21 protein-coding genes and 1 tRNA gene are annotated in these 19,892 nt (G+C 67.4%); 6 read left to right on the top strand and 16 right to left on the bottom strand.

Annotated features, from left to right (window positions below; all coding sequences use genetic code 11):
• Positions 1-12 precede the first annotated feature (12 nt).
• From ACQY4O_RS07115 to glk, 3 genes are all read right to left on the bottom strand, one after another.
• Positions 13-474 carry a hypothetical protein gene (locus ACQY4O_RS07115; protein ID WP_428375490.1) on the bottom strand — a complete coding sequence of 154 codons (462 nt, stop codon included), beginning with the start codon at positions 472-474 and terminating at the stop codon, positions 13-15.
• Positions 475-552: 78 nt separating this feature from the next.
• A complete protein-coding gene (locus ACQY4O_RS07120; protein WP_428375491.1) occupies positions 553-1,428 on the bottom strand; it encodes a universal stress protein in 876 nt (291 codons plus the stop codon).
• 266 nt (positions 1,429-1,694) lie between these two features.
• Entirely contained in the window at positions 1,695-2,699 is a 1,005-nt protein-coding gene (gene glk, locus ACQY4O_RS07125; protein ID WP_428375492.1) for a glucokinase, read from the bottom strand.
• 363 nt (positions 2,700-3,062) lie between these two features.
• On the opposite strand from glk, the gene ACQY4O_RS07130 reads away from it, so the two are divergent.
• From ACQY4O_RS07130 to ACQY4O_RS07140, 3 genes are read left to right on the top strand one after another with little or no spacing between them, the layout of a single operon-like run.
• A complete protein-coding gene (locus ACQY4O_RS07130) occupies positions 3,063-5,471 on the top strand; it encodes a phosphoketolase family protein (protein ID WP_428375493.1) in 2,409 nt (802 codons plus the stop codon).
• Positions 5,468-6,550 carry a class I fructose-bisphosphate aldolase gene (locus tag ACQY4O_RS07135; protein ID WP_428375494.1) on the top strand — a complete coding sequence of 361 codons (1,083 nt, stop codon included), beginning with the start codon at positions 5,468-5,470 and terminating at the stop codon, positions 6,548-6,550. Before ACQY4O_RS07130 ends, ACQY4O_RS07135 begins: the two co-directional genes overlap by 4 nt.
• Entirely contained in the window at positions 6,550-7,233 is a 684-nt protein-coding gene (locus ACQY4O_RS07140; RefSeq protein ID WP_428375495.1) for a histidine phosphatase family protein, read from the top strand. The genes ACQY4O_RS07135 and ACQY4O_RS07140 overlap by 1 nt, the downstream gene beginning before the upstream one ends.
• Positions 7,234-7,361: 128 nt before the next feature.
• Here the strand turns inward: ACQY4O_RS07140 and ACQY4O_RS07145 are convergent, their stop codons facing one another.
• The 3 genes from ACQY4O_RS07145 to ACQY4O_RS07155 all read right to left on the bottom strand — a co-directional run bounded on the left by ACQY4O_RS07145 (position 7,362) and on the right by ACQY4O_RS07155 (position 9,094).
• The gene (locus tag ACQY4O_RS07145) at positions 7,362-7,877 is read right to left on the bottom strand and encodes an STY0301 family protein (protein ID WP_428375496.1); all 516 of its coding nucleotides are present in this window, start codon (positions 7,875-7,877) and stop codon (positions 7,362-7,364) included.
• A gap of 97 nt (positions 7,878-7,974) precedes the next feature.
• Entirely contained in the window at positions 7,975-8,394 is a 420-nt protein-coding gene (locus ACQY4O_RS07150; RefSeq protein ID WP_428375497.1) for a F0F1 ATP synthase subunit gamma, read from the bottom strand.
• A 139-nt stretch (positions 8,395-8,533) separates the two neighbouring features.
• A complete protein-coding gene (locus tag ACQY4O_RS07155; protein WP_428375498.1) occupies positions 8,534-9,094 on the bottom strand; it encodes a general stress protein in 561 nt (186 codons plus the stop codon).
• A 223-nt stretch (positions 9,095-9,317) separates the two neighbouring features.
• Here ACQY4O_RS07155 and ACQY4O_RS07160 point away from each other — a divergent pair, with 223 nt between their 5' ends.
• On the top strand, positions 9,318-9,641 hold the full coding sequence (locus tag ACQY4O_RS07160; RefSeq protein WP_428375499.1) for a hypothetical protein: 324 nt from the start codon (positions 9,318-9,320) through the stop codon (positions 9,639-9,641).
• A gap of 1,345 nt (positions 9,642-10,986) precedes the next feature.
• On the opposite strand, the gene ACQY4O_RS07165 is transcribed toward ACQY4O_RS07160, so the two are convergent.
• The 7 genes from ACQY4O_RS07165 to ACQY4O_RS07195 form a co-directional block, all read right to left on the bottom strand.
• Positions 10,987-11,063: transfer RNA gene (locus ACQY4O_RS07165), tRNA-Pro, on the bottom strand.
• 59 nt (positions 11,064-11,122) lie between these two features.
• On the bottom strand, positions 11,123-11,794 hold the full coding sequence (locus ACQY4O_RS07170; RefSeq protein WP_428375500.1) for a MerR family transcriptional regulator: 672 nt from the start codon (positions 11,792-11,794) through the stop codon (positions 11,123-11,125).
• The gene (locus ACQY4O_RS07175) at positions 11,791-12,105 is read right to left on the bottom strand and encodes an integration host factor subunit alpha (RefSeq protein ID WP_428375501.1); all 315 of its coding nucleotides are present in this window, start codon (positions 12,103-12,105) and stop codon (positions 11,791-11,793) included. Before ACQY4O_RS07175 ends, ACQY4O_RS07170 begins: the two co-directional genes overlap by 4 nt.
• A gap of 93 nt (positions 12,106-12,198) precedes the next feature.
• Complete coding sequence (locus tag ACQY4O_RS07180; RefSeq protein ID WP_428375502.1) at positions 12,199-13,173, bottom strand: beta-ketoacyl-ACP synthase III; 975 nt, start codon at positions 13,171-13,173, stop codon at positions 12,199-12,201.
• Between the two features lie 13 nt (positions 13,174-13,186).
• Entirely contained in the window at positions 13,187-14,242 is a 1,056-nt protein-coding gene (plsX, locus tag ACQY4O_RS07185) for a phosphate acyltransferase PlsX (protein WP_428375503.1), read from the bottom strand.
• A gap of 93 nt (positions 14,243-14,335) precedes the next feature.
• Complete coding sequence (rpmF, locus tag ACQY4O_RS07190; RefSeq protein WP_428375504.1) at positions 14,336-14,539, bottom strand: 50S ribosomal protein L32; 204 nt, start codon at positions 14,537-14,539, stop codon at positions 14,336-14,338.
• A 126-nt stretch (positions 14,540-14,665) separates the two neighbouring features.
• Complete coding sequence (locus tag ACQY4O_RS07195) at positions 14,666-15,235, bottom strand: YceD family protein (protein WP_428375505.1); 570 nt, start codon at positions 15,233-15,235, stop codon at positions 14,666-14,668.
• A gap of 233 nt (positions 15,236-15,468) precedes the next feature.
• On the opposite strand from ACQY4O_RS07195, the gene ACQY4O_RS07200 reads away from it, so the two are divergent.
• Positions 15,469-16,089 (top strand): outer membrane protein assembly factor BamE, encoded by a 621-nt coding sequence (locus ACQY4O_RS07200; protein WP_428375506.1) that lies wholly within the window; start codon positions 15,469-15,471, stop codon positions 16,087-16,089.
• Between the two features lie 24 nt (positions 16,090-16,113).
• Here the strand turns inward: ACQY4O_RS07200 and ACQY4O_RS07205 are convergent, their stop codons facing one another.
• The 3 genes from ACQY4O_RS07205 to ACQY4O_RS07215 are packed head-to-tail and all read right to left on the bottom strand — an operon-like array spanning position 16,114 to position 18,770.
• Positions 16,114-17,544 (bottom strand): ATP-binding protein, encoded by a 1,431-nt coding sequence (locus ACQY4O_RS07205; protein WP_428375507.1) that lies wholly within the window; start codon positions 17,542-17,544, stop codon positions 16,114-16,116.
• A 12-nt stretch (positions 17,545-17,556) separates the two neighbouring features.
• Positions 17,557-18,276 carry a response regulator gene (locus ACQY4O_RS07210; protein ID WP_428375508.1) on the bottom strand — a complete coding sequence of 240 codons (720 nt, stop codon included), beginning with the start codon at positions 18,274-18,276 and terminating at the stop codon, positions 17,557-17,559.
• A complete protein-coding gene (locus ACQY4O_RS07215; RefSeq protein WP_428378135.1) occupies positions 18,273-18,770 on the bottom strand; it encodes a MarR family winged helix-turn-helix transcriptional regulator in 498 nt (165 codons plus the stop codon). Before ACQY4O_RS07215 ends, ACQY4O_RS07210 begins: the two co-directional genes overlap by 4 nt.
• A 211-nt stretch (positions 18,771-18,981) precedes the next feature.
• Here ACQY4O_RS07215 and ACQY4O_RS07220 point away from each other — a divergent pair, with 211 nt between their 5' ends.
• Positions 18,982-19,884 (top strand): branched-chain amino acid aminotransferase, encoded by a 903-nt coding sequence (locus ACQY4O_RS07220; RefSeq protein ID WP_428375509.1) that lies wholly within the window; start codon positions 18,982-18,984, stop codon positions 19,882-19,884.
• The last annotated feature ends 8 nt before the right edge of the window (positions 19,885-19,892 follow it).

Genomic DNA, 19,892 nt, shown 5'->3' on the forward strand with positions numbered 1-19,892 from the left:
CAGAGCCTGACATCACGGGCCGACCTGACCCTGCTCCAGATACTTCGCGTCGTCGGCCTTCTGCCGGGCCTCGGTGTCAGCCGGCAGCAAAAGCGCGACCTTATCGCGCCGATCGATCTCCGGGGGCACCACCGACAGCACCCCGCCGGTGCTGTCCTTGACCGTAAACGACAGGCTGCAGCCGCAGCATTCCGGGTCCGAATATTCGAGGACATATTGGCTGACGCCCAATGCGGCGGTCGGTCTGATCGCCCCGGAGAACTGCCCCGCCAGGCCGCGATACTGGCTGGCGCCCTCGAACCGCACGACATCGACGCCTTGTGTCAGGGTGACATGGATCGCGCCGGCGCCATCCTGGAGATCGAACCGCCCGAGGCTCCGCCCCGCACCCGCGAGCAGCGCGCCGATCCGGCCGATGATCGAGCCATCCAATGCTCCCGATGCATCGGTCTCGCGCGGCGCTGCGACGGCCATCTTCTACCCCCCTAGACGACGGGCATCGCGGGCTGACCCGTGGAGGATCGCGGAGCGACCAAAGTCCCAACCACTTGGTCAGTGGATCATCAAGAGGGGGATCGTTGCGTGGTCGAGAACATGCCGCGTCACGCCGCCGAGCAGCGCTTCGCGGACCCGGCTATGCGTGAACGCCCCGAGTGCCAGCAGGCCCACGTCAAGCTCGGCGACCTCGCGCAGCAGCCTGGCCCCGACGGTCTCGTCGGCTTGAGGCGCGAGGCGCACGAGGGTGCCCTTGATCCCCTGCCAGCTCAGCGCCTCGGCCACATCCTCGGCCGGGATGCTGGCCCGGTCGCGCCCCGGCAAGGCATCGGCAGATCCGACGGAAAACACATAGACCCTCTCCGCCTCGTGCAAAAACGGCATGCTGCAGGCCAGACACCGCACAGCCTGCAAGCTATCGTTCCAGGCCAGCGCGACCCTCCCGAGCGGCGGCCCTATGGGCTTGTCCGGGAGAAACAGCACCGGCCGGCCGCTGTCGAACAGCGCGGTGTCGATCAGCGCCGAGCTCAGTCCGAGGCGTCTGGGCTGCCCCGCCATGACGATCACGTCGGCGAGACGTCCGCGACGGAGCAGTCCGATCTCTGCGGGACCTTGCCAGTTGGACCACCTGGCATAGGTCGTCCGCAGCTTGTGGTCGACAATATCGACCGGGAGCTCGCGTGCCGCGCGCCACGCCGTGAAACGGTCTCGAATTGCAGTCGCACTGGCATCGCGCGCCGCGGTGACCGCCTCGATGGGGATCGATCCGAGCGGCGTGAACGCGCAGTCCGCAAGAAGCTGCTCGGGATCGCTCTGCAGGAGAAGCACCTCGAGGTGGCTCTCCATCGTCCCGGCGATTTCCAGCGCCCCGTCGAGCAGCACCTCGACGGCCGTATCCGCTTCCAGCACGACCAGAATCGTCCTGATGCTCATCGCCCGATCCTCACCGACTGGGTGTTTCGCACCTGGAGCTCAACCAACCAGGATGTCGTTTTCGACAGAGACCGCTTCGCGCGCGGCCCAGAGGACAGACTTCTGTAGCTGACCGTCTTGCGGCATGGCGCTCTCCAGGGGCTGGCCGGATCCGCACGCGCCGGATGACCGGGCGGCGCTTCGGCGACTCTGCACAGGCTTCCTACGCCTGACCCTGATGTCGCTGCAGCATCGGAAACTACTCACAGACCGACCGGTGCGACCCGTTACTGTCGCACGGCAGACTTCCCGGACTGTGCGAGGCCGTACAGGGCCGAGCCCAGGAGACCGGCATTGACCAGGATGACATGCGCCGGGACAGCCTGGAGCATGCCGGAGAAGCGTCCCTTGGCGCAGAATGCCCGCATGAACGCGCCATCCTGGAGCAGCGGCAGCAGCCGCGGCGGCAGGCCACCGGCAAGATAGACGCCGCCGGTCGCCAGCACCTTCAGGGCCAGGTTGCCGGCCTCGGCTCCCCAGACGTCGATCACCAGGCGCAGGGTCGCGGCGGCAAGCGGATTGTTGTCGGCATCATGCAGCGCCGCGTCCACGATGAGCGGACATCTGTCGCGCGCCGCCCGGAGTTCGGCCGCGAAGGCTGGAGGCTCTGCCGACGGATCCCTCGAGCGCACATAGTCATAGACGTTGGGCAGGCCCGAACCGGCGCAGACACGCTCATAGGCGGCGTGCCGAAAGCGCTCGGTGAGGTATCGCCAGAGGCCGGCCTGATGTTCGTTCGTCGGTGCGAAATCGACGTGGCCACCTTCCGACGGACAGGCGATGAAGGAGGTCCCGTTCCAGATCAGGAAGGCCTCACCGAGACCGGTTCCCGGAGCCAGCACCGCGATCGGCGCAAAGGGCACGGCGGAGCCCGCATTGATGACCGCGGTCTCTTCCGGGAGCAAATGCGGGATGGCATACGCGACAGCCTCCAGATCATTGAGGAGACTGACCTCGGCCAGCTTCAGGCCCGCCCTGAGCGCGTCCTGATCGACATCCCAGTGCAGGTTGGTCAGATGCGCGTGGCCGTTGATGACCGGCCCGGCGACATCGAAGCACGCCGTCGTGGCATGGCCGCCGACCTCCGCCAGGAAGGCCTCGACGATCGCCTGCAGTCCCGCATGCTCGGCACTCCGATAGTCCCGCTCGGCCACGAATTGCCTCGGCCCCTCCTCCGGCGACACAAGGGCGAGCCGGGTCATGGTGGCGCCGATATCCCCCGCGATCAGCATGGCGCGGGTGCAGGCAAGGTCCGGGCCGCTGGTTGTTCTGGTCTGGGCAACGCTTGCGGCATGATCCGCGCATAGCGGCTCGCGGCTTGCGCCGCGAGAGGTGGAAAATACTCACGATACGCTTCGATGCCGACCGCCTGTCCCGCCCTGAGGTCGCGCCCTGAAGTCGAGATTGACGGCGCACCGATCCGGCCTGGGTAGTTTCCGATCCTGCGCCGATGACGCGTACAGCGCTAGAATGGATGCTTACGGTAGCGGCTTCCCGGCGCAGATCGTCTCCTCAGGCAGCAGCCTCAGATGCAGACCGTCAGACTTCAGCGCCATCCGCTGCCGGCACGTCGCGCCATTCCGAGGATCAACGATATGGATGCCACCACTCCCACACGCGAGCTGACGCGCCACGCCGAGCCGCCTGAGCTGTCACCGCAGCAGCTTGCCCGGATGGACGCCTACTGGCGGGCCGCCAACTACCTGTCGGTCGGCCAGATCTACTTGTATGCCAACCCGCTGCTGAAGCAGCCGCTGACCCAGGCGCACGTGAAGCCGCTCGTCGTCGGGCACTGGGGCACCACCCCGGGGCAGAACTTCATCTACGTGCATCTGAACCGGGTCATCAAGCAATACGACCTCGACATGATCTACATCGCGGGCCCCGGGCATGGCGGTCCCGCGCTGGTGGCGAACACCTATCTCGAAGGCTCCTACAGCGAGATCTACCCCGACATCAGCCAGGACGAAGGCGGCCTGCAGCGGCTGTTCAAGCAGTTCTCGTTTCCGGGCGGCATCTCCAGCCATGTCGCACCCACGACGCCGGGATCGATCCACGAAGGCGGCGAGCTCGGCTATTCCCTGAGCCACGCCTTCGGAGCCGTGTTCGACAATCCCGACCTCATCGTCGCCTGCGTCATCGGCGACGGCGAGGCCGAGACCGGGCCGCTGGCCACCGCCTGGCAGTCCAACAAGTTCCTCGACCCGATCAGGGACGGCGCGGTGCTGCCGATCCTGCATCTCAACGGCTACAAGATCAGCAACCCGACCATCCTGGCGCGCATCGATCACGAGGAGCTCGAGCAGTTCCTGCGCGGTTGCGGCTGGACGCCCTATTTCGTGGAGGGCGACGATCCGGCGACGATGCACGCGCTTATGGCAAGCGTCCTTGACCAGGCGATCGCCGATATCAGGCAGGCCCAGCTGCACGCCCGCACCACGCATGTCGCAAGCCGCCCGCGCTGGCCGGTCATCGTCCTGCGGTCCCCGAAAGGCTGGACCGGACCCAAGGTGATCGACGGGCTGCAGATCGAGGGCACCTTCCGGTCGCATCAGGTGCCGATCCTGGTCGATGCCGCGCATCCGGGCCATGTCGCCGACCTCGAGGCCTGGATGCGCAGCTACCGCGCCGAGGAGCTGTTCGACGCCGACGGACGCCTCCTCCCGGAGCTGGCGGAACTGGCGCCGTCGGGCGCACGGCGCATGGGCGCCAACCCGAATGCCAATGGCGGCCTGCTGCTGCGCGACCTGCGCATGCCGGACTTTGCCGACCATGCCGTGCAGGTGCCGTCGCCGGGTGCGGTCTCGGCCCAGGACACCCTGGTGCTCGGGCAGTTCCTGCGCGACGTGGTGACGCTCAACGAGCCGCTGGCGAACTTCCGCATCTTCGGTCCCGACGAGACGCTGTCGAACATGCTCGGCAGCGTCTTCGAGGTCACCGATCGGCAGTGGGATGCGGAGCGCCAGGGCAACGACGAGTTCCTCGCACCCAGCGGCCGCGTGCTCGACTCGATGCTCAGCGAGCACCAGTCGCAGGGCTGGCTGGAGGGCTATCTGCTGACCGGCCGGCACGGGCTGCTCAACAGCTACGAGGCGTTCATCCGGATCGTGGACTCCATGTTCAGCCAGCACGCGAAATGGCTGAAGGTGACGCTGGAGCTGCCGTGGCGGCGCAAGATCGCGTCGCTCAACTACCTGCTGGCGTCGCATGTCTGGCAGCAGGACCATAACGGCTTCACCCACCAGGATCCCGGCTTCCTCGACCACGTCATCAACAAGAAGGCCGACATCGTTCGCGCCTACCTGCCGCCGGATGCGAACTGCCTGCTCTCGACCATCGACCACTGCCTGCGCAGCCGGCACTACGTCAACGTGGTCATCGCCGGCAAGCACGCGCTGCCGCAATGGCTGACGATGGAACAGGCCATCGTGCATTGCACGCAGGGCCTCGGCATCTGGCCGTGGGCCAGCAACGACCAGGGCGGCGAGCCGGATGTCGTCATGGCCTGCTGCGGCGACACGCCGACGCTGGAGGTGCTGGCGGCCGTCTCGATCCTGCGCGAGCACCTGCCCGAGCTCAGGATACGCGTGGTCAATGTCGTCGACCTGATGAAGCTGCAATCCTGCAGCGAGCATCCGCACGGCCTCAGCGAGACCGACTACGACGCGATGTTCACCCGCGACAAGCACATCATTTTCGCCTTCCACGGCTATCCCTCGCTGGTGCACCGCCTCACCTACCGCCGGTTCAACCGCAACCTGCATGTGCGCGGCTATCTGGAGGAGGGCACCATCACCACCGCCTTCGACATGCGCGTGCAGAACAAGCTGGACCGGTTCCACCTCGTGCAGGACGTCGTCGACCGGCTGCCCGATCTCGGCACGCGGGGTGCCTATCTGAAGCAGCACCTGCGCGACAAGCTCATCGAGCACAACCGCTACATCGACGAGCATGGCGAGGACCTGCCGGAAATCAGGAACTGGAAATGGAGCGCCCGCGCATGACGTCGGATGGCCTCGTCGCCACCGCGCAGGCGCTGGTCGGCGGCGGCCGCGGCCTGCTGGCGATCGACGAGAGCGTGCCGACCTGCAACACGCGCTTCGCGGATGCCGGCATCGACCAGACCGAGGAAACCCGCCGCCGCTATCGCGAGCTGCTGATCACCACCCCGCATCTCGCGGAGTGCATCAGCGGCGTCATCCTGCACGACGAGACCATCCGGCAGGGGAAGCGCGACGGCACCTCGTTCCTGCAGGTGCTGGCGGACGCCGGCATCATCCCCGGCATCAAGGTCGATACCGGCGCCAGGCCGCTGGCGCTGCATCCAAGCGAGATGGTGACCGAGGGCCTAGACGGGCTGCGCGGCCGGCTGCAGGAGTACTCCGCCTTGGGCGCGCGCTTCGCGAAATGGCGCGCGGTGTTTCCGGTCGGCGTCCGCTCGCCCACGGCTTGTGGCGTCGAGGCCAACGCGCATGCGCTCGGCCGCTATGCGGCGCTGTGCCAGGAGGCGAACCTGGTTCCGGTCATCGAGCCGGAAGTCCTGATGACCGGCACCCACACCATGGCACGATGCGGCGAGATCACCCGTCACGTGCTCTGCAGCGTCTTCGAGCAGATGCACCGGCAGGGGGTCCGGCTCGACGGCCTGGTGTTGAAGGTCAACATGGTGCTGCCGGGCCTCGACAGCCCGCCGGCCGAGCCGGTCACCATGCAGGAGGTGGCCGATGCAACGCTGGCCTGCCTGCTCGAAATGGTGCCGCCTGCCGTCGCCGGGATCGTGTTCCTGTCGGGCGGCCAATCCTGCGAGCGGGCTTCGGCCCGGCTGAACGCGCTCAACCGCCAGACCGCGTTCGCCAGGGCGCGCATCCCGTGGTCGCTCGGGTTCTCGTACGCGCGGGCGATCCAGCAGCCCGCCTTGCACATCTGGGGCGGCCTCGAGGCCAATGTCGGCGCCGCACAACAGGCGGTGTCGCATCGTGCCGCCTGCAACCGGGCGGCACTGCGCGGTGACTACGACGCAGCCATGGAACAGCCTGGATATGGCACCCCGGGCAGTGTCCGGGTGAAGCAGCAGGCGCATTGATGCCGGTCGCGGCCGAGGCGAGCCGGACATCGCATCTCGAGGTGAGGAAGCTGGAGGGGATGGCCGGCCTGGAACGGCGGCCGTTATGCCTCTATCTCGTCCGGCACGGCGAGACCGCCTGGTCGCAATCCGGCCAGCATACCGGGCGCACCGACATCGCGCTCACGCCGCACGGCGAGGATGAGGCCCGCGCCCTGCAGCCGGCGCTGGACGCCATCGCGTTCAGCCGCGTCCTGACCAGTCCGTTGATCCGGGCGCACCGCACCTGCGACCTTGCCGGGCTGGGCGGCGCCGCCGAGATCGAGCCCGATCTCATGGAGTGGGCGTATGGCGACTACGAGGGGCTGTGCTCGTCGGAGATACGCAGCAGCCGGGCCGGCTGGAACCTGTTCAAGGATGGCTGCCCGCACGGGGAGGCGCCCGAGCAGGTCGCGGCCAGGGCCGACCGGCTGATCGCCCGGCTTCGCAGCGGACAAGGCAACGTCGCGTTGTTCTCGCACGGCCAGTTCGCCTGCGTGCTCGCGGCGCGCTGGATCGCGGCGCCGGTGCTGGAGGCGGAGCACCTGGCGCTCACCACTGCCTCGCTCAGCATCCTGCGCTACAATCCCGCGCACCCTGACATCCCGGTCATCGCGCTGTGGAACGCGTCGCCGCCGTTCCTGCCGCGTCTCGATCGATTTTAATCTTGCCGAAGCTCGTTGACGCAACGGGCGGTGAAACCACGCCGGTTGTGCGTGCCACACTGCAAATGAACAGTCGCAGAAGGCGGTAAAATTATGCTTTATACCGGACTGCGTCGCATCGGTCTCCCCTATCTGCAATAGGCCCGGGTCGGCTTCCAACCACCATAACAGTATCTCGCCCCAACCGCATGGAACGTGACGGTCCTGGCAGTGTCTTTGTAGCGGCAAACGAGATACGGATCGATGTCGTCAGCTTCCCATCGCCACATGCCGTGAGAGTCCAAACCGTCACCAATCAAATCTGCCTTTTGATCCGGGGGGCCATCGAATACTGAGACGTTGTTCATGACACGTTTGCTGCCTGCCTCATCAATGAAGCTAGGGCAGTGTGCTGGTGCGGCAGCGGTGGATACCATTAGAACGATGCACAGAACGGAGGGCCTCATGCTATTCGACAACATAGTATTGATCCCCATCATCGAGCTTGTGTCCCTGTCCATTTCGGAAACGGATAGGCCGCTCGTGGACCGTTTGACCGTAGCCGGTATCGTAACGGTCGCGTGGGCAAGTGTGACGCATTGTCCGTCACCGACGAGAGTCCCGGTCATTTCGTTTGCTTTGTTCAAATCGGCCACGTAGGGCATCCCGTTGGCTCCGGACCAGAGGCGACCGACGGAGATGTATCGCCATCGTCATTCTGATTTGTCCCAAGGCCGGGTTGAAGGCGGTTTCACCGCCTACTCAAACTCGCTCCCGGCTTGCCGTCTCGCCGGCAGCGAGCTCGATGATCTCCGCGGTGATCTCCTCCTGCCTGACCTGCCGCTCGACCGCCTGCAGATCGGCGAGTTGCCGCTGGATCTGGTTGCGCGCACTCGCCACCGCCTCCATGCGTGCCGCGTTCTCGGCGGCGAAGCCATGCAACGCAGCGGCGCACAACTGGGCATGCATGTACTTGGCCGTGAGTTCGTCGACCAGGCGTGCGGGCGCCAACGTCAGGAGCAGCGAATTGTCATCCTGGACCTGGACAAAGGCGCCGGCGTCGAGCGGGAACAGCGCGGACCTGCCGATATCGTCGGCCACCATGTCGAGGACGCGAACGCTGAACGGACCAGCGAAGCCCTGCTCGGCGCAGATCAGGATCAGCGCCGGACGCTTCGGCATCGGACCCCTTGCACAGGCGCGTGCGGCAAGCAGCCCAGGCCCTGCCCGATCGCATCCGACGGCGCGGCAGCGCTTGATGCTGCCGCCTTTGTCACGCGGCTTTTGTCATGGCCGCGACGGGGCCACGCAGCAAGCGGGCTCAGCCATGCGACTGCAGCAGGGGGAGCCGCGCCGGCACGCCTTCGGCATGGTCATGGATTGCCAGCATCGACGGGTTGCCGAGCTGCAGGATGTCCCGCGCGTGGGCAACCTCCGCCGCAGTCCCGCGCGCGAACACCAGAAACCCGTCTGCCTTGATCGCGGTCTCGTACTGCACGACGCTGTCCTTGGGGATGCCGGAACTGAACAAGGCCGCCCCGATGGCGCCGATCCCCCCGGTCACCGCGGCACCCTCCACGGCGGACAAGGCGGTGGCGGCCAGGTAGCCGAGCACGACGACATGCCCGACAATGGGAATGGTGAGGAACAGGCCGCCGAAGAACAGGCCCCAGAGTCCGCCCCAGAACGCTCCGCGCGAGCCCCAGAACTTCACCCGGTCGGCCGTCGTATAGAACCCGACCACCTTCTCCTCGGTGTGGTAGCCCTTGCCGATGACACTGAGGTGCTTCATGTCGAAGCCCGCTTCGGTGAGCCGCTTGATCGCGGCCTCGGCGCCAGCATGGTCGGTGAACGTGGCGACCGCCGTTCCCTCGAAACTCATCGACTTCTCTCCCTCGGATGGTCGCGTCCGGCGCATATGCGCCCGACCCGCCTGCATCTGCTGTCCGGCCCGATGGTAGGGAGGAGAAGGTCAGTTCCGTAGTATCGGAAAACACTCACGGGCATCCGGCCGCAACGCTCAGAGTACATGCCGACCCTGACACAGCGGCGGACCGGTGCGTTAGGCGACCGCGTGAGCGGTGCTATGGGCGCCGGTGCCGTGGATGTTGGAAGCCGCGATCGTCCTGCAGCTCGGCTTGCGCGACTATGTCGAGGCCGCGGTCATCGTGTTTCTGTTGCTGTTCAACGTCGGCTTGTTTGTAAAGCTCCTGCTGCCACTGCTCGATTATGGCCGGGAGCGGCAAAGTATAGACCTATCGGCGCTGAAGCTGGCGCACTACAAGACGCGTGATCTGGGTCAACAGAAGCTCAATCTGGAACATAATAATGCACCGGATCTGCTACAACCCATCAGTGATGGCTGGGTCGGACACCGTCCAGGACAAGCAGAAGCTCTATCTGAGCGCCACCATCGCTTCGATAAATGACATTTTCGATGGAGACCTCAGTGATGGTGATAAGGTTCTGTATGTTGAAATGATAAAGGACAAGATGCTGGCGTCCGAGACGTTAAGCGCTCGGGCGAGCGCGAATTCGAAGGAACAATTCTTGAATTCAGCTTATTCTGCGGGACAAAGTCCTCACACCAAGCCATGAGTACGCAGGCGGTGCGTTCGGAGAAAGTGCGCTCAGGCCTCCTATCGACACTTCTGGGACCAGGCGCGTTTCGGGAGGCTCTCCGGAGCGGGGGCCCATCGACGTAACATCGGGAACGTGGCAAAGCCGAAGGGTCACCTTCGAACGATCAGCTAGCGGCAGGTCGTTGATGCCCAGCCACTGCCATTGTCGAAGCTACTGCACGTGACTTGCTGCGGCGGCGGTGGGTTGTAAACCTGGAATACAGGTTGAGGACGTGACGCAGCGATGGCACCAAACGCGAGACTTGCTGCCTGGAAGCGCGCACGCCTTGCCTCTGCCTGAGCCGCTGCCGTTCGTCCCTCCTCATCGACCATGCCGGGACAATAGTCTTCTTGGGTCATGCTCGGTTGGTCTTGTGACAAAGCTACGCGATTACTTTCGCACTTCTGCAGTGCCGCTTCATAATCAAAATGGCTGCACCCTGCGAGGGTCATAGCTATAAAAATCGCCAACCAGCGCGTCACGGCAACCTCCATATCTTGCGGTTTCGTAACGAACTTTCGCATAGATTGGGAAGCAGGTTTTGTGCGGCTGAGAGTTATAATTCGACTTGATGCTCTGGCGACACGGAGAGGCCTCACGAAGACAGCAGGCTATTGCCTAGGGTCGCGGCCGGGGCGCCATTCAGGCTACCTGCCACAGCGTTGGCGAACATTAGTCGATAGTAGCGCAAGCTAACTGCTCTCTTTGAGGGTGCTACGCGGTCACACACACGGCTGGCGCCACCGGCAAGTTTGGCCCGCCAGACGTCTATGGCCGCCGCAACTCGCTGGATCAGCATGAGGCAGCCTTGCTCGAATTCCAGGGCATGATCTCCATCAGCGCGAAGGAGTTAGAGGACGGTCGCCATACCGACCCTTCTTTCCAACATCCCCTCGCGGCTAGTCTGGCCCGGGCGCTTGCAGATGGTAGAGTAGCCCTCTTCAGGATCAACCGGCGCCGTAAGCACCAGAACCGTTGCCAGGGACCGTTTCCAGCCCGAGACTGATTCGAAAGGCGGCCCGCAGCGGCGTCCCGAAATGCTCGGACGACCTTGAGTGACGGATTTGCTTTCAATGTGCTTCCGACTTCCAATTAACCGGAAGCATGAAGTAACCTTTCGGGCGATAACCCGCTGAAAGCAATCCACAATTTTGGTCGGGCAGGCGGGATTCGAACCCACGACCCTCAGTCCCCCAGACTGATGCGCTACCAGGCTGCGCTACTGCCCGCCATTCCTGCGGCCGCGCCGATGTAGCAGTGCGCGGCCGCGACCGCAACGGGCCCGCGATCAGATCGGCAACTGCCGGCGCAGGCTCTCCAGTTCGGCCAGCACCATGCCGAGCGCGGTCCGCAGACGCCCGATCTCCAGGGACTGGCTGCGCGCGGCGGCCTCCAAGGCGGCCGGCGCGTCCTGGACCGCCCGCGCGCCACCATGCGCCGGGCTGCCGGCCTGCGGCAGCACCGGTCGCGCAGGCTCATGCCGCGGCAGCACGGCCGCGCCCTCCTGGCCCGACGCCGGCGGATCGTCGCCATCCTGGTCCGCGACCTCCGGCGGCGGCAGGTCGCCCTGCAGGGTGCCGTCGCCATCGCGCAGCAGCCGCTGCACCCCCTTGATGGTGTAGCCCTGGATGTAGAGCAGGTCGGCGATGCGACGCAGCAGCCCGACATCGTCTGGGCGATAGTAGCGCCGGCCACCGCCACGCTTGAGCGGCTTGACCTGCGGGAACCGGGTCTCCCAGAAGCGCAGCACGTGCTGCGGGACATGCAGCTCGTCCGCCACTTCGCTGATCGTGCGAAAGGCGGTCGCCGATTTCTTCAGCCTGGCCGATCCGGTCTCCTGGCCACCGACCGCACCGCCTTCGAGGTCGAACAGGCCGGCATCGGTGCCGGCATCCGACCATGGCGCCTGGCCCGGGCCGTCATGCGGATCGCCGAGCCCGGGATCATCGACGCCACTCATGCGGCATCATCCTCGGTGCCCGGCTCTTGGCCGTTCACGCGCGCCTTCAGCACCTGGCTGGGCCTGAACACCAGGACCGAGCGCGGCAGGATCGGCACCTCGACACCGGTCTTCGGGTTGCGTCCGATGCGGCGCCCCTTCTGGCGTACCGAGAAGGTGCCGAAGCCGCTGATCTTGACGGAATCTCCGGCCTGCAACGCTAAGGCGAGCCGTTCGAGCACGCTCTCCAGCAGATCGGCCGATTCGTTCCGCGAGAGCCCCACCTGCGTATAGATGTGCTCTGCCAGGTGCGCACGCGTCACGGTGTTCATGTGCAAACCGTAGGCAACCACACAACCCACGTCAATTGAACGAAATAGTCGCGACGGGCGGTGCCCGGCCGGGCACCGCCGGCCCACCCCGCGTCACATGCGGACCAGCGCGGAGCCCCAGGTCATGCCGCCGCCGAGCGCTTCCATCAGCACGAGGTCGCCGCGACGGATGCGGCCATCGCGCATGCCTTCCGCCAGCGCCAGCGGAATGGACGCCGCCGACGTGTTGGCGTGGCGGTCGACCGTCACGATGACCCGCTCCGGCGGCAGCCCGAGCTTGCGCCCCATGGCGTCGATGATGCGCTTGTTGGCCTGGTGCGGGACCAGCCAGTCGACGTCGGCATGCGCCAGCCCGTTCGCCGCCAAGGCCTCGTCGACGGAGGCCGACAGCTTGGCGACCGCGTGCCGGAAGACCTCGCGGCCCTGCATGCGGATCGTGCCCGGTCTGTCCCTCCGGCCGACCGCACCATCGACATAGAGCAGGTCGCCGGTACTGCCATCGGCATGCAGGTGGGTCGAGAGGATGCCGCGCGTGCCGGGTTCGCCGGCGCGCAGCACCACGGCGCCGGCGCCGTCGCCGAACAGCACGCAGGTGGCGCGGTCGGTCCAGTCCAGGATGCGCGAATACACCTCGCTGCCGATCACCAGCACGGTGCGCGCCTGCCCGATCCGGATAAAGGCGTCCGCGGTGGCCATGGCATAGATGAAGCCGGAGCACGCCGCCGCCAGGTCGAAGGCGAAGCCGCGCGTGATCCCGAGCGCTGCCTGCACCCGCGCCGCCGTGGCCGGAAAGGCCTGGTCGGGCGTGCTGGTAGCCAGGATGATGGCATCCACGTCCGACGCCAGCAGGCCCGCATCGTCGAGCGCCGCCTGCGCCGCCCGCGTGCCCATGTAGGCAGCGGTCTCGTGCGGCGCCGCCAGATGCCGCTGGTGGATGCCGGTGCGCTCGCGGATCCATTCGTCCGACGTCTCGACCTGCAAGGCGAGGTCGTGGTTGCTGACGATGCGCTCGGGCAGGTAGCCGCCGACGCCGACCAGATGCACACCCAGGCGAGGCTGGCCGTTCATGCCGCGCGCCGCCTCAGCCGGCTGCCGCGATCGGCGCCACGGCCGACGTGGCGGCGTGGCCGGCCTGCAGGTCGATCCGTTGCAGGCCCTCGCGGATGCGCTCGTTGAAGCCGTGCGTCACCATGTCCATCGCGACGTCGACCGCATGCGCGAAGCCCTCGGCGTCGGCGCCGCCATGCGACTTCACCACGACCCCGTTCAGCCCGACCAGCACGGCGCCGTTGTAGCGCGCCGGATTGAGCCATTCCCGCATCCGCTCCAGGCCCGGACGGGCCAGGATGTAGCCGAGCTTCGACGCCGCGCTGGCGCTGAACACCTGCTTGAGCATCTCGCCGACCAGGCGCATCGCCCCCTCGCCGGTCTTGAGTGCGATGTTGCCGGTGAACCCGTCGGTCACCACGACATCCGTCGTGCCGGCGGTGATGTCGTGCCCCTCAACGAAGCCGCGGAACTGCGCCGCCAGCGGACTGGACCGCAGCACGTCCGCCGCCTGGCGCACCCGCTCGTCACCCTTCAGCTGCTCGGCGCCGACATTGAGCAGCCCGATCGTGGGCTGCGGCAGGCCGAGCACCGTGCGCGCGAACGCCTCGCCCATGACCGCGAACTCGACCAGGTTGCGCCAGTCGCACACCACGTTGGCGCCGAGATCGAGCATCACGACATCGCCGCGCGCCGACGGGCTGAGCGCCGCCAGTGCCGGCCGGTCGATGCCCGGCATCGTCTTTACGACCACCTTGGCCAGCGCCAGCATGGCACCGCTGTTGCCCGCCGACACCACACCCCGCGCCTCGCGGGCGGCCACCGCATCCATGGCCAGCCGCATCGAAGAGTTGCGCACGCGCAACGCCAGCGTCGGTTTGGCGTCCATGCTGATGGCGTTGCCCGCATGGCGGAGCGTGCAGATCGACGCCGCGCGCCGCGAGCGCGCCAGCATCGGACCCAGTAACGCCTCGTCGCCGATCAGCAGGATGCGCGCCCTGGGATGCCGCTCGGCGGTGATCGCCAGGCCCTTGATGACGATGTCCGGAGCCCCGTCGCCACCCATGCCGTCGACGGCAAGATCGAACACACAAGGTGCCGGGCCTGTCGCCCCGTTCAGGACGCCGCCCGGGCTGTTGCCCGCAGCACCCGAGGATATGGCGCCCGACAACCCTGCCTCCGGTCAGATCCGAATGGTGCCCTTCAGCGGCTTGCCGGCCTGGACCACTTCGCGTCCGTCGTAATGGCCGCAATGGCCGCAGACATGATGCGGACGCTTCAGCTCGCCGCAGCTGCCGCACTCGGCATGGGCCTCGACGCGCAGCGCCTCGTGGCTTCGCCGCATGCCGGCACGGGAGGGCGAGGTCTTTCTCTTGGGAACAGCCATGGGGGTGAGCCCCTCCGAACGAGATGAAACAGCACGGCATCACGGACAGCCGTTCGGCGACCTTGCGGCCGAAGATGAGGCGCGGGCTCTAGCAGACGGCGTCCGGCTCCGCAAGCAGGCGGCCGGTCACGCGTCGTTGCCGCTGCCGGAATCCCCCGGCCCGCGCCGGGCCAGCGCCGCGAACGGGTGCGGGCGACCGGTGCCGGCGAGCTCCGCGCCGGGATCACCCGCCAAGCCGGCCGCTGCATCGGCCTCGGTCAGCGCCGCGGACGGCAGGCCGGGCTGGCGCGGATAGGGATCGAGCCCCAAAGCGAGCTGCTCGGCGGCGGTCTCGCCGAGATCGATCCCGTCATCCAGATAGGGCAGCTCGTCCGGCGCCTCGGGATCGACGCCGTCATCCTCGGTGCCTTCGGGCACGAAGCGCAGCGTGAAGCGCTCCAGCACGACCGCCTCGAACGGCTCCATCGTCACCACGCAGACCTGCGTCACCTCGGCGCGCAGCTCCCCCTGCGCTTCGACCACGCCACCCAGAGGTGCTGCGAGCCGGTAGCGGCAGCGCAGCGAGATCACCGCCGGGATCTGCAGCCGCGCCGCCAGCGCCAGCCGCTCGGCATCGCTCGCCTCGATCTCCTGCTCCAGGCCGTGCGCGCCGATCCGGTTGAGCGGCACGCGGCGGGAAAATTCGGGCCGGCTCATCAAGCGCTCCTCTTGCGTGACACCTCTATTGGGCATCCAGCAGCGCCGCATCCGGCTGCAGCGCCAGCGACCGGTCGCCCCTGTTGGCCCACATGCGTAATGCTTGCCGCAAGACCGGCGCTCGTCGCAAGACAGGTGCTTGCCATGCCGGCCGTTCGCACGGCCCCGTGTTGACACCACCCGGCCGATCAGGCACCGCACAGCAGCTTCCAGTACAGGACGAAGACATCGCCATGCGGCCGTTCGCCAAGCAAGTCCCGGCCAGCCAAGCCGCCCGGTCTCTCGCCGCCCGGTCTCTCGCCGCCCGGTCTCTCGCCGCCCGGCATCTCGCCACCCTGGCCCTGCTTGCCCTGCCGCTCGCCGGATGTGGATTGTTCGCGCCGATCCCGACCAATCGCGGCATCATCATCGAGAGCGTCGATTATAATAAGCTGGTGCCCGGCACCACGACCAAGGCCGACGTCGCCACCCTGATCGGCTCGCCGACGACGCACGCGACATTCGACGACAATACCTGGATCTATATCGGCGAGGTGACCGCACCGGTGCCGACCGCGCTGCCGCGCGTCGAGAGCCAGGAAGTGGTCGTGCTCAGCTTCGATGCCGGCGGCACGCTGCGCAGCCGGCGCCTGCTGGACAAGGCGGACGGCCGCGAGATCGCCATGGCGTCCGGCAAGACGCCGACCCCCGGCAGCGAGACCTCGTTCATGCAGCAGCTGATCGGCAATGTCGGCCGCTACTCCCCGCTCGGCAGCATGGGCGGTGGCAGCCTCGGCGGCGGCGGCCTCGGCAACACCAACAACGGTTACGGCCACGGCGGCACCGGCAACACAGTCGGCGGAACCGGCTCGTAACGGCGGCCCGCGTGGTCCGCGCATTCAAAGGCTGTTTTGTAGAGGTAGCCTGATGCGGGCCCGCAACCCCCCCATCGGCGAATTCTCCAGCGACAGCTCGCCGCCATGCGCGCGCACGATGTCGCGTGCGATCGTCAGCCCAAGCCCGGTGCCCCCGGTCGCACCGCTCTCGAACGGCCGGAACACCGTCTCGCGGCGGTCGCCGGGAATCCCCGGCCCGTCATCATCGACCACGATCTGCACCGCCCGCTCCTCCAGCATCGCCACCAGCGAGATCCGGCCGCCGTGCCGGCGGGCATTGTCGAGCAGGTTGGCGAGCACGCGGCGGATCGCCATCGGCCTGAGCATCAGCTCCGGCATTGGCGTGCTCAGCACCCGGACGAACAGCGCACCCGCCCGGCTCGCCGACAGCGCCACCTCGTCGAGCAGCGCCGGCAGGTCGATCAGGCGCGACTGCTCGCTGCCCTCGCCGCGCGCGAAGCCGAGATAGCCCTCGATCATCCGCTCCATCTCCTCGACATCGGCGATCATCTCGCTAATCTCGGGCGCCAGCTCTTCCGCGTGCAGGGCGCCATGCTGCGGCACCATCGCCAGCGACAGCCGCAGCCGGGTCAGCGGCGTGCGCAGGTCGTGGGAGACCCCGGCCAGCATCGCGGTGCGCTGCGCCACGAAACGCAGGATGCGCTCCTGCATGCGGTTGAAGGCGGAGGCGGCCTTGCGCACCTCCTGCGCGCCCTCGGGGCGGATCGTGCCCTGCTCCTGGCCCATGCCGAACGCCTCGGCGGCGCGCGCCAATCGGCGGATCGCGCGCACCTGGATGCGCATGAACAGCGCAGCCACCAGGAACAGCAGCAGCGCGCTGCCGGCGTTCCAGGCGACGAACAGGTAGATCGGCCCGACATCGAGCCGCTTGCGCGGCGCATCGATATCCAGCACGCCGCCCTGCAGCTGCACATGGATCTTCACGACGTGCGGGTCGGAGTGCCAGTCCATGGTGAACGGCCGCCGGATCACCTGCAGCGCCGCGGACAGCTCCTCGTCCATCGGCCCGATGATGTTGAACAGCTTCGGCCGCTCCAGCGTCGCGCGCGGCCGAAGGCGCATGGCCAGCTGGTACTGGTCCGACGCGGTCGCCATGATCCAGGCCTGATCCGCCGGGCGACGGTAGCGGTCCAGCAGCAGCAGGGTCTGGCTGACCTCGCCGGCGACACTGGTCGAGAGCCGGCGCGAGACGATGTCCAGATGGCTGCCATAGAACAGCTGCAGCGACACGCCCTGTGTCACCACCAGCGGGATCAGCACGATCAGCAGCGACCGCCCGAGCAGCGAGCGCGGCAGCACCCGGCGCAGCGGCCGCTCCAGCCCACCGAGCCACCGCCGGCGCCCCTGCCGCCGCTCCGGCGGCGCTTGGCCCGTCAGCCTGGCGGCGCCGGCCGGCTCCTGGATGGCGGACATGACGATCGCCGCTCAGTTGCCCGGCTTCAGGACGTAGCCACGCCCGCGCACGGTGTGCAGGTAGCGCGGCTCGCGCGGGTCGGGCTCGATGCGCCGGCGCAGGCGGGTGACCTGCACGTCGATGGCGCGCTCGCCGGCCTCGTCCATTTCCAAGGTCCGCGCGATCGCCTCGCGCGACAGCACCTCGCCAGGCCGCCTTGCCAGGACCGCGAGCAGGGCGCTCTCGCCGCCGGTCAGGTGGACATTGCCGTCCGGCCCGCTCAGCAGGCCGCGCACCGGATCGAACTCCAGGTTGCCGAGTTCGACCGGGCGCTGGTTGTCGGAGGGCTGCGGCGGACCGACCCGGCGCAGCAGCGCGCGCAGCCGCAGCAGCAGCTCTCTAGGCTCGAACGGCTTGCCGAGATAGTCGTCGGCACCGCTCTCCAGGCCGGCAATGCGGTCCTCTGGCTCGCCGCGCGCGGTCAGCAGCAGGATCGGCAGCGTCTGTCCGACCAGCCTGAGCGCGCGGGTCAGGTCGAGCCCGGTCTCGCCCGGCATGGTCACGTCGAGCACCATCGCGTCGGGCTGCATGAAGCCCAGGATCTGCCGTGCCTCGCCGGCGCCTGAGGCGACGCTGATCCTGAAGCCCTGCGTCGAGAGGTAGCGCTGCAGCAGCTTGCGCAGGCGCGCATCGTCATCCACCACCAGCACATGCGCGTCCGCACCCGGCGCCGGCGAGGTATAGAGACTCATACGCGGCGCACGTCGCGGGGGCGCGCAGGCACGGCGGGATGCGCCGCCGGCATGATGTCGGGCGCGCGCGGGTCAAGCTGCGCGCGGGTCTGCTCGTCCATCATGGCATGCATGACCCGGCGGAAGCCCTCCACCGCCGGTCCACCGGCCTCGCGATAGGCGTCCAGGATGCGCTCGCGCTGGCGGTTGAACAGCTGGCGCTCCAGCAGCCGTCCGCTCTCGGTCAGGCTGAGCAGACGCTGGCGCCGGTCACGCGCGCCGGTCTTCTGGTGGACATGGCCGCGCCGCACCAGCTCGCCCAGCACCCGCGCCAGGCTCTGCTTGGTGATGCGCAGCAGGACGAGCAGGTCGCTGACCGGCAGCTCCGGACGCCGGCCGATGAAATGCAGCGCGCGATGATGCGCCCGTCCCAGTCCGAGCCCTTCCAGGACGATGTCGGCGGACGCGGTCAGGTCGCGATAGGCCAGGAAGAACAGGTCCTGCGCCAGCCGCATCTGCTCCTCGCGCAGGAACAGCAGCGCCGTGCCGGCGCCGTTGCCGGATGGCTGATCGGCTGGCGGGTGGGCACGCGAGACAGCAGCGGAGGGTGGCAGCAGGCGGCCGTGCGGCTTGGAATCCATGCGCGAGTTAAGACAGCTTCATTGACTTAATGGAAGGGGGCTTCTAGTTCCGACGAGCTCCCACCTTGACGCAAGGACAACACTTATGGCGCTGGTGCCGTTCGACGACCGCGATGGACAGATCTGGTGGGACGGCGACCTGATCCCCTGGCGCGACGCCCGGCTGCACGTGCTGTCGCACGGCCTGCACTATGCGAGCGCGGTGTTCGAGGGCGAGCGGTCCTACAACGGCAACATCTTCAAGCTGCGCGAGCACACCGAGCGCCTGGTCGAGAGCGGACGCATCCTCGGCTTCGAGATCCCGTTCGGGATGGACGCCATCGACGCGGCCTGCCGGCAGGTGCTGGCGGTGAACGGACTGACCGATGGCTACATCCGCCCGCTGGCCTGGCGTGGCGCCGAGCAGCTTTCGGTCTCCGCCCAGCAGACCAGGATCCACCTGATGATCGCCGCGTGGTCGTGGCCTAATCTGTTCGGCGACGACCGCATGAAGGGCGTGCGGCTCGGCATGGCCGACTGGAAGCGGCCGCATCCCGAGACCGCCCCGACCCGCTCCAAGGCGGCCGGGCTCTACATGATCGGCACCATGTCCAAGCACGCCGCCGAGGCGCGTGGCTTCAACGATGCGCTGATGCTGGACTGGCGCGGCCAGGTGTCGGAGGCGACCGGCGCCAACATCTTCTTTGTCATGGACGGCGCGCTGCATACCCCGATTCCGGACTGCTTCCTCGACGGCATCACAAGGCGCACGGTCATCGCGCTGGCCCGCAAGTGCGGCCTGCAGGTGGTCGAGCGGGTGATCATGCCCGACGAGATGCAGCAGGCCGACGAGGTGTTTCTCGCCGGTTCGGCCGCCGAGATCACGCCGGTGCGCGAGATCGACGGGCTGCAGTTCACCCCGGGCCCGATCACCGAAATGCTGCTCACCGACTACGAGGCGCTGGTACGCATGCCCCCGGCAGAAGTCGCGGCGCGCCTGGCCGCCTGAGCCCAGGG

It is taken from the genome of Lichenicoccus sp. (assembly GCF_965277665.1).
Classification (GTDB): Bacteria; Pseudomonadota; Alphaproteobacteria; order Acetobacterales; family Acetobacteraceae; genus Lichenicoccus.

Excerpts from the sequence above, each read along its gene's own strand:
- ACQY4O_RS07175 (WP_428375501.1), bottom strand. The coding sequence starts at position 12,105 with ATGAACACCGTGACGCGTGCGCACCTGGCAGAGCACATCTATACGCAG.
- ACQY4O_RS07155 (WP_428375498.1), bottom strand. The coding sequence starts at position 9,094 with ATGAGTTTCGAGGGAACGGCGGTCGCCACGTTCACCGACCATGCTGGC.
- rpmF (WP_428375504.1), bottom strand. The coding sequence starts at position 14,539 with ATGGCTGTTCCCAAGAGAAAGACCTCGCCCTCCCGTGCCGGCATGCGG.
- ACQY4O_RS07200 (WP_428375506.1), top strand. The coding sequence starts at position 15,469 with ATGCGGCCGTTCGCCAAGCAAGTCCCGGCCAGCCAAGCCGCCCGGTCT.
- ACQY4O_RS07160 (WP_428375499.1), top strand. The coding sequence starts at position 9,318 with ATGTTGGAAGCCGCGATCGTCCTGCAGCTCGGCTTGCGCGACTATGTC.
- ACQY4O_RS07130 (WP_428375493.1), top strand. The coding sequence starts at position 3,063 with ATGGATGCCACCACTCCCACACGCGAGCTGACGCGCCACGCCGAGCCG.
- ACQY4O_RS07145 (WP_428375496.1), bottom strand. The coding sequence starts at position 7,877 with ATGCCCTACGTGGCCGATTTGAACAAAGCAAACGAAATGACCGGGACT.
- ACQY4O_RS07150 (WP_428375497.1), bottom strand. The coding sequence starts at position 8,394 with ATGCCGAAGCGTCCGGCGCTGATCCTGATCTGCGCCGAGCAGGGCTTC.
- ACQY4O_RS07205 (WP_428375507.1), bottom strand. The coding sequence starts at position 17,544 with ATGTCCGCCATCCAGGAGCCGGCCGGCGCCGCCAGGCTGACGGGCCAA.
- ACQY4O_RS07215 (WP_428378135.1), bottom strand. The coding sequence starts at position 18,770 with ATGCGGCTGGCGCAGGACCTGTTCTTCCTGGCCTATCGCGACCTGACC.
- glk (WP_428375492.1), bottom strand. The coding sequence starts at position 2,699 with ATGCTGATCGCGGGGGATATCGGCGCCACCATGACCCGGCTCGCCCTT.
- ACQY4O_RS07140 (WP_428375495.1), top strand. The coding sequence starts at position 6,550 with ATGCCGGTCGCGGCCGAGGCGAGCCGGACATCGCATCTCGAGGTGAGG.
- ACQY4O_RS07195 (WP_428375505.1), bottom strand. The coding sequence starts at position 15,235 with ATGAGCCGGCCCGAATTTTCCCGCCGCGTGCCGCTCAACCGGATCGGC.
- ACQY4O_RS07180 (WP_428375502.1), bottom strand. The coding sequence starts at position 13,173 with ATGAACGGCCAGCCTCGCCTGGGTGTGCATCTGGTCGGCGTCGGCGGC.
- ACQY4O_RS07120 (WP_428375491.1), bottom strand. The coding sequence starts at position 1,428 with ATGAGCATCAGGACGATTCTGGTCGTGCTGGAAGCGGATACGGCCGTC.
- ACQY4O_RS07115 (WP_428375490.1), bottom strand. The coding sequence starts at position 474 with ATGGCCGTCGCAGCGCCGCGCGAGACCGATGCATCGGGAGCATTGGAT.
- ACQY4O_RS07210 (WP_428375508.1), bottom strand. The coding sequence starts at position 18,276 with ATGAGTCTCTATACCTCGCCGGCGCCGGGTGCGGACGCGCATGTGCTG.
- ACQY4O_RS07135 (WP_428375494.1), top strand. The coding sequence starts at position 5,468 with ATGACGTCGGATGGCCTCGTCGCCACCGCGCAGGCGCTGGTCGGCGGC.
- ACQY4O_RS07220 (WP_428375509.1), top strand. The coding sequence starts at position 18,982 with ATGGCGCTGGTGCCGTTCGACGACCGCGATGGACAGATCTGGTGGGAC.
- ACQY4O_RS07170 (WP_428375500.1), bottom strand. The coding sequence starts at position 11,794 with ATGAGTGGCGTCGATGATCCCGGGCTCGGCGATCCGCATGACGGCCCG.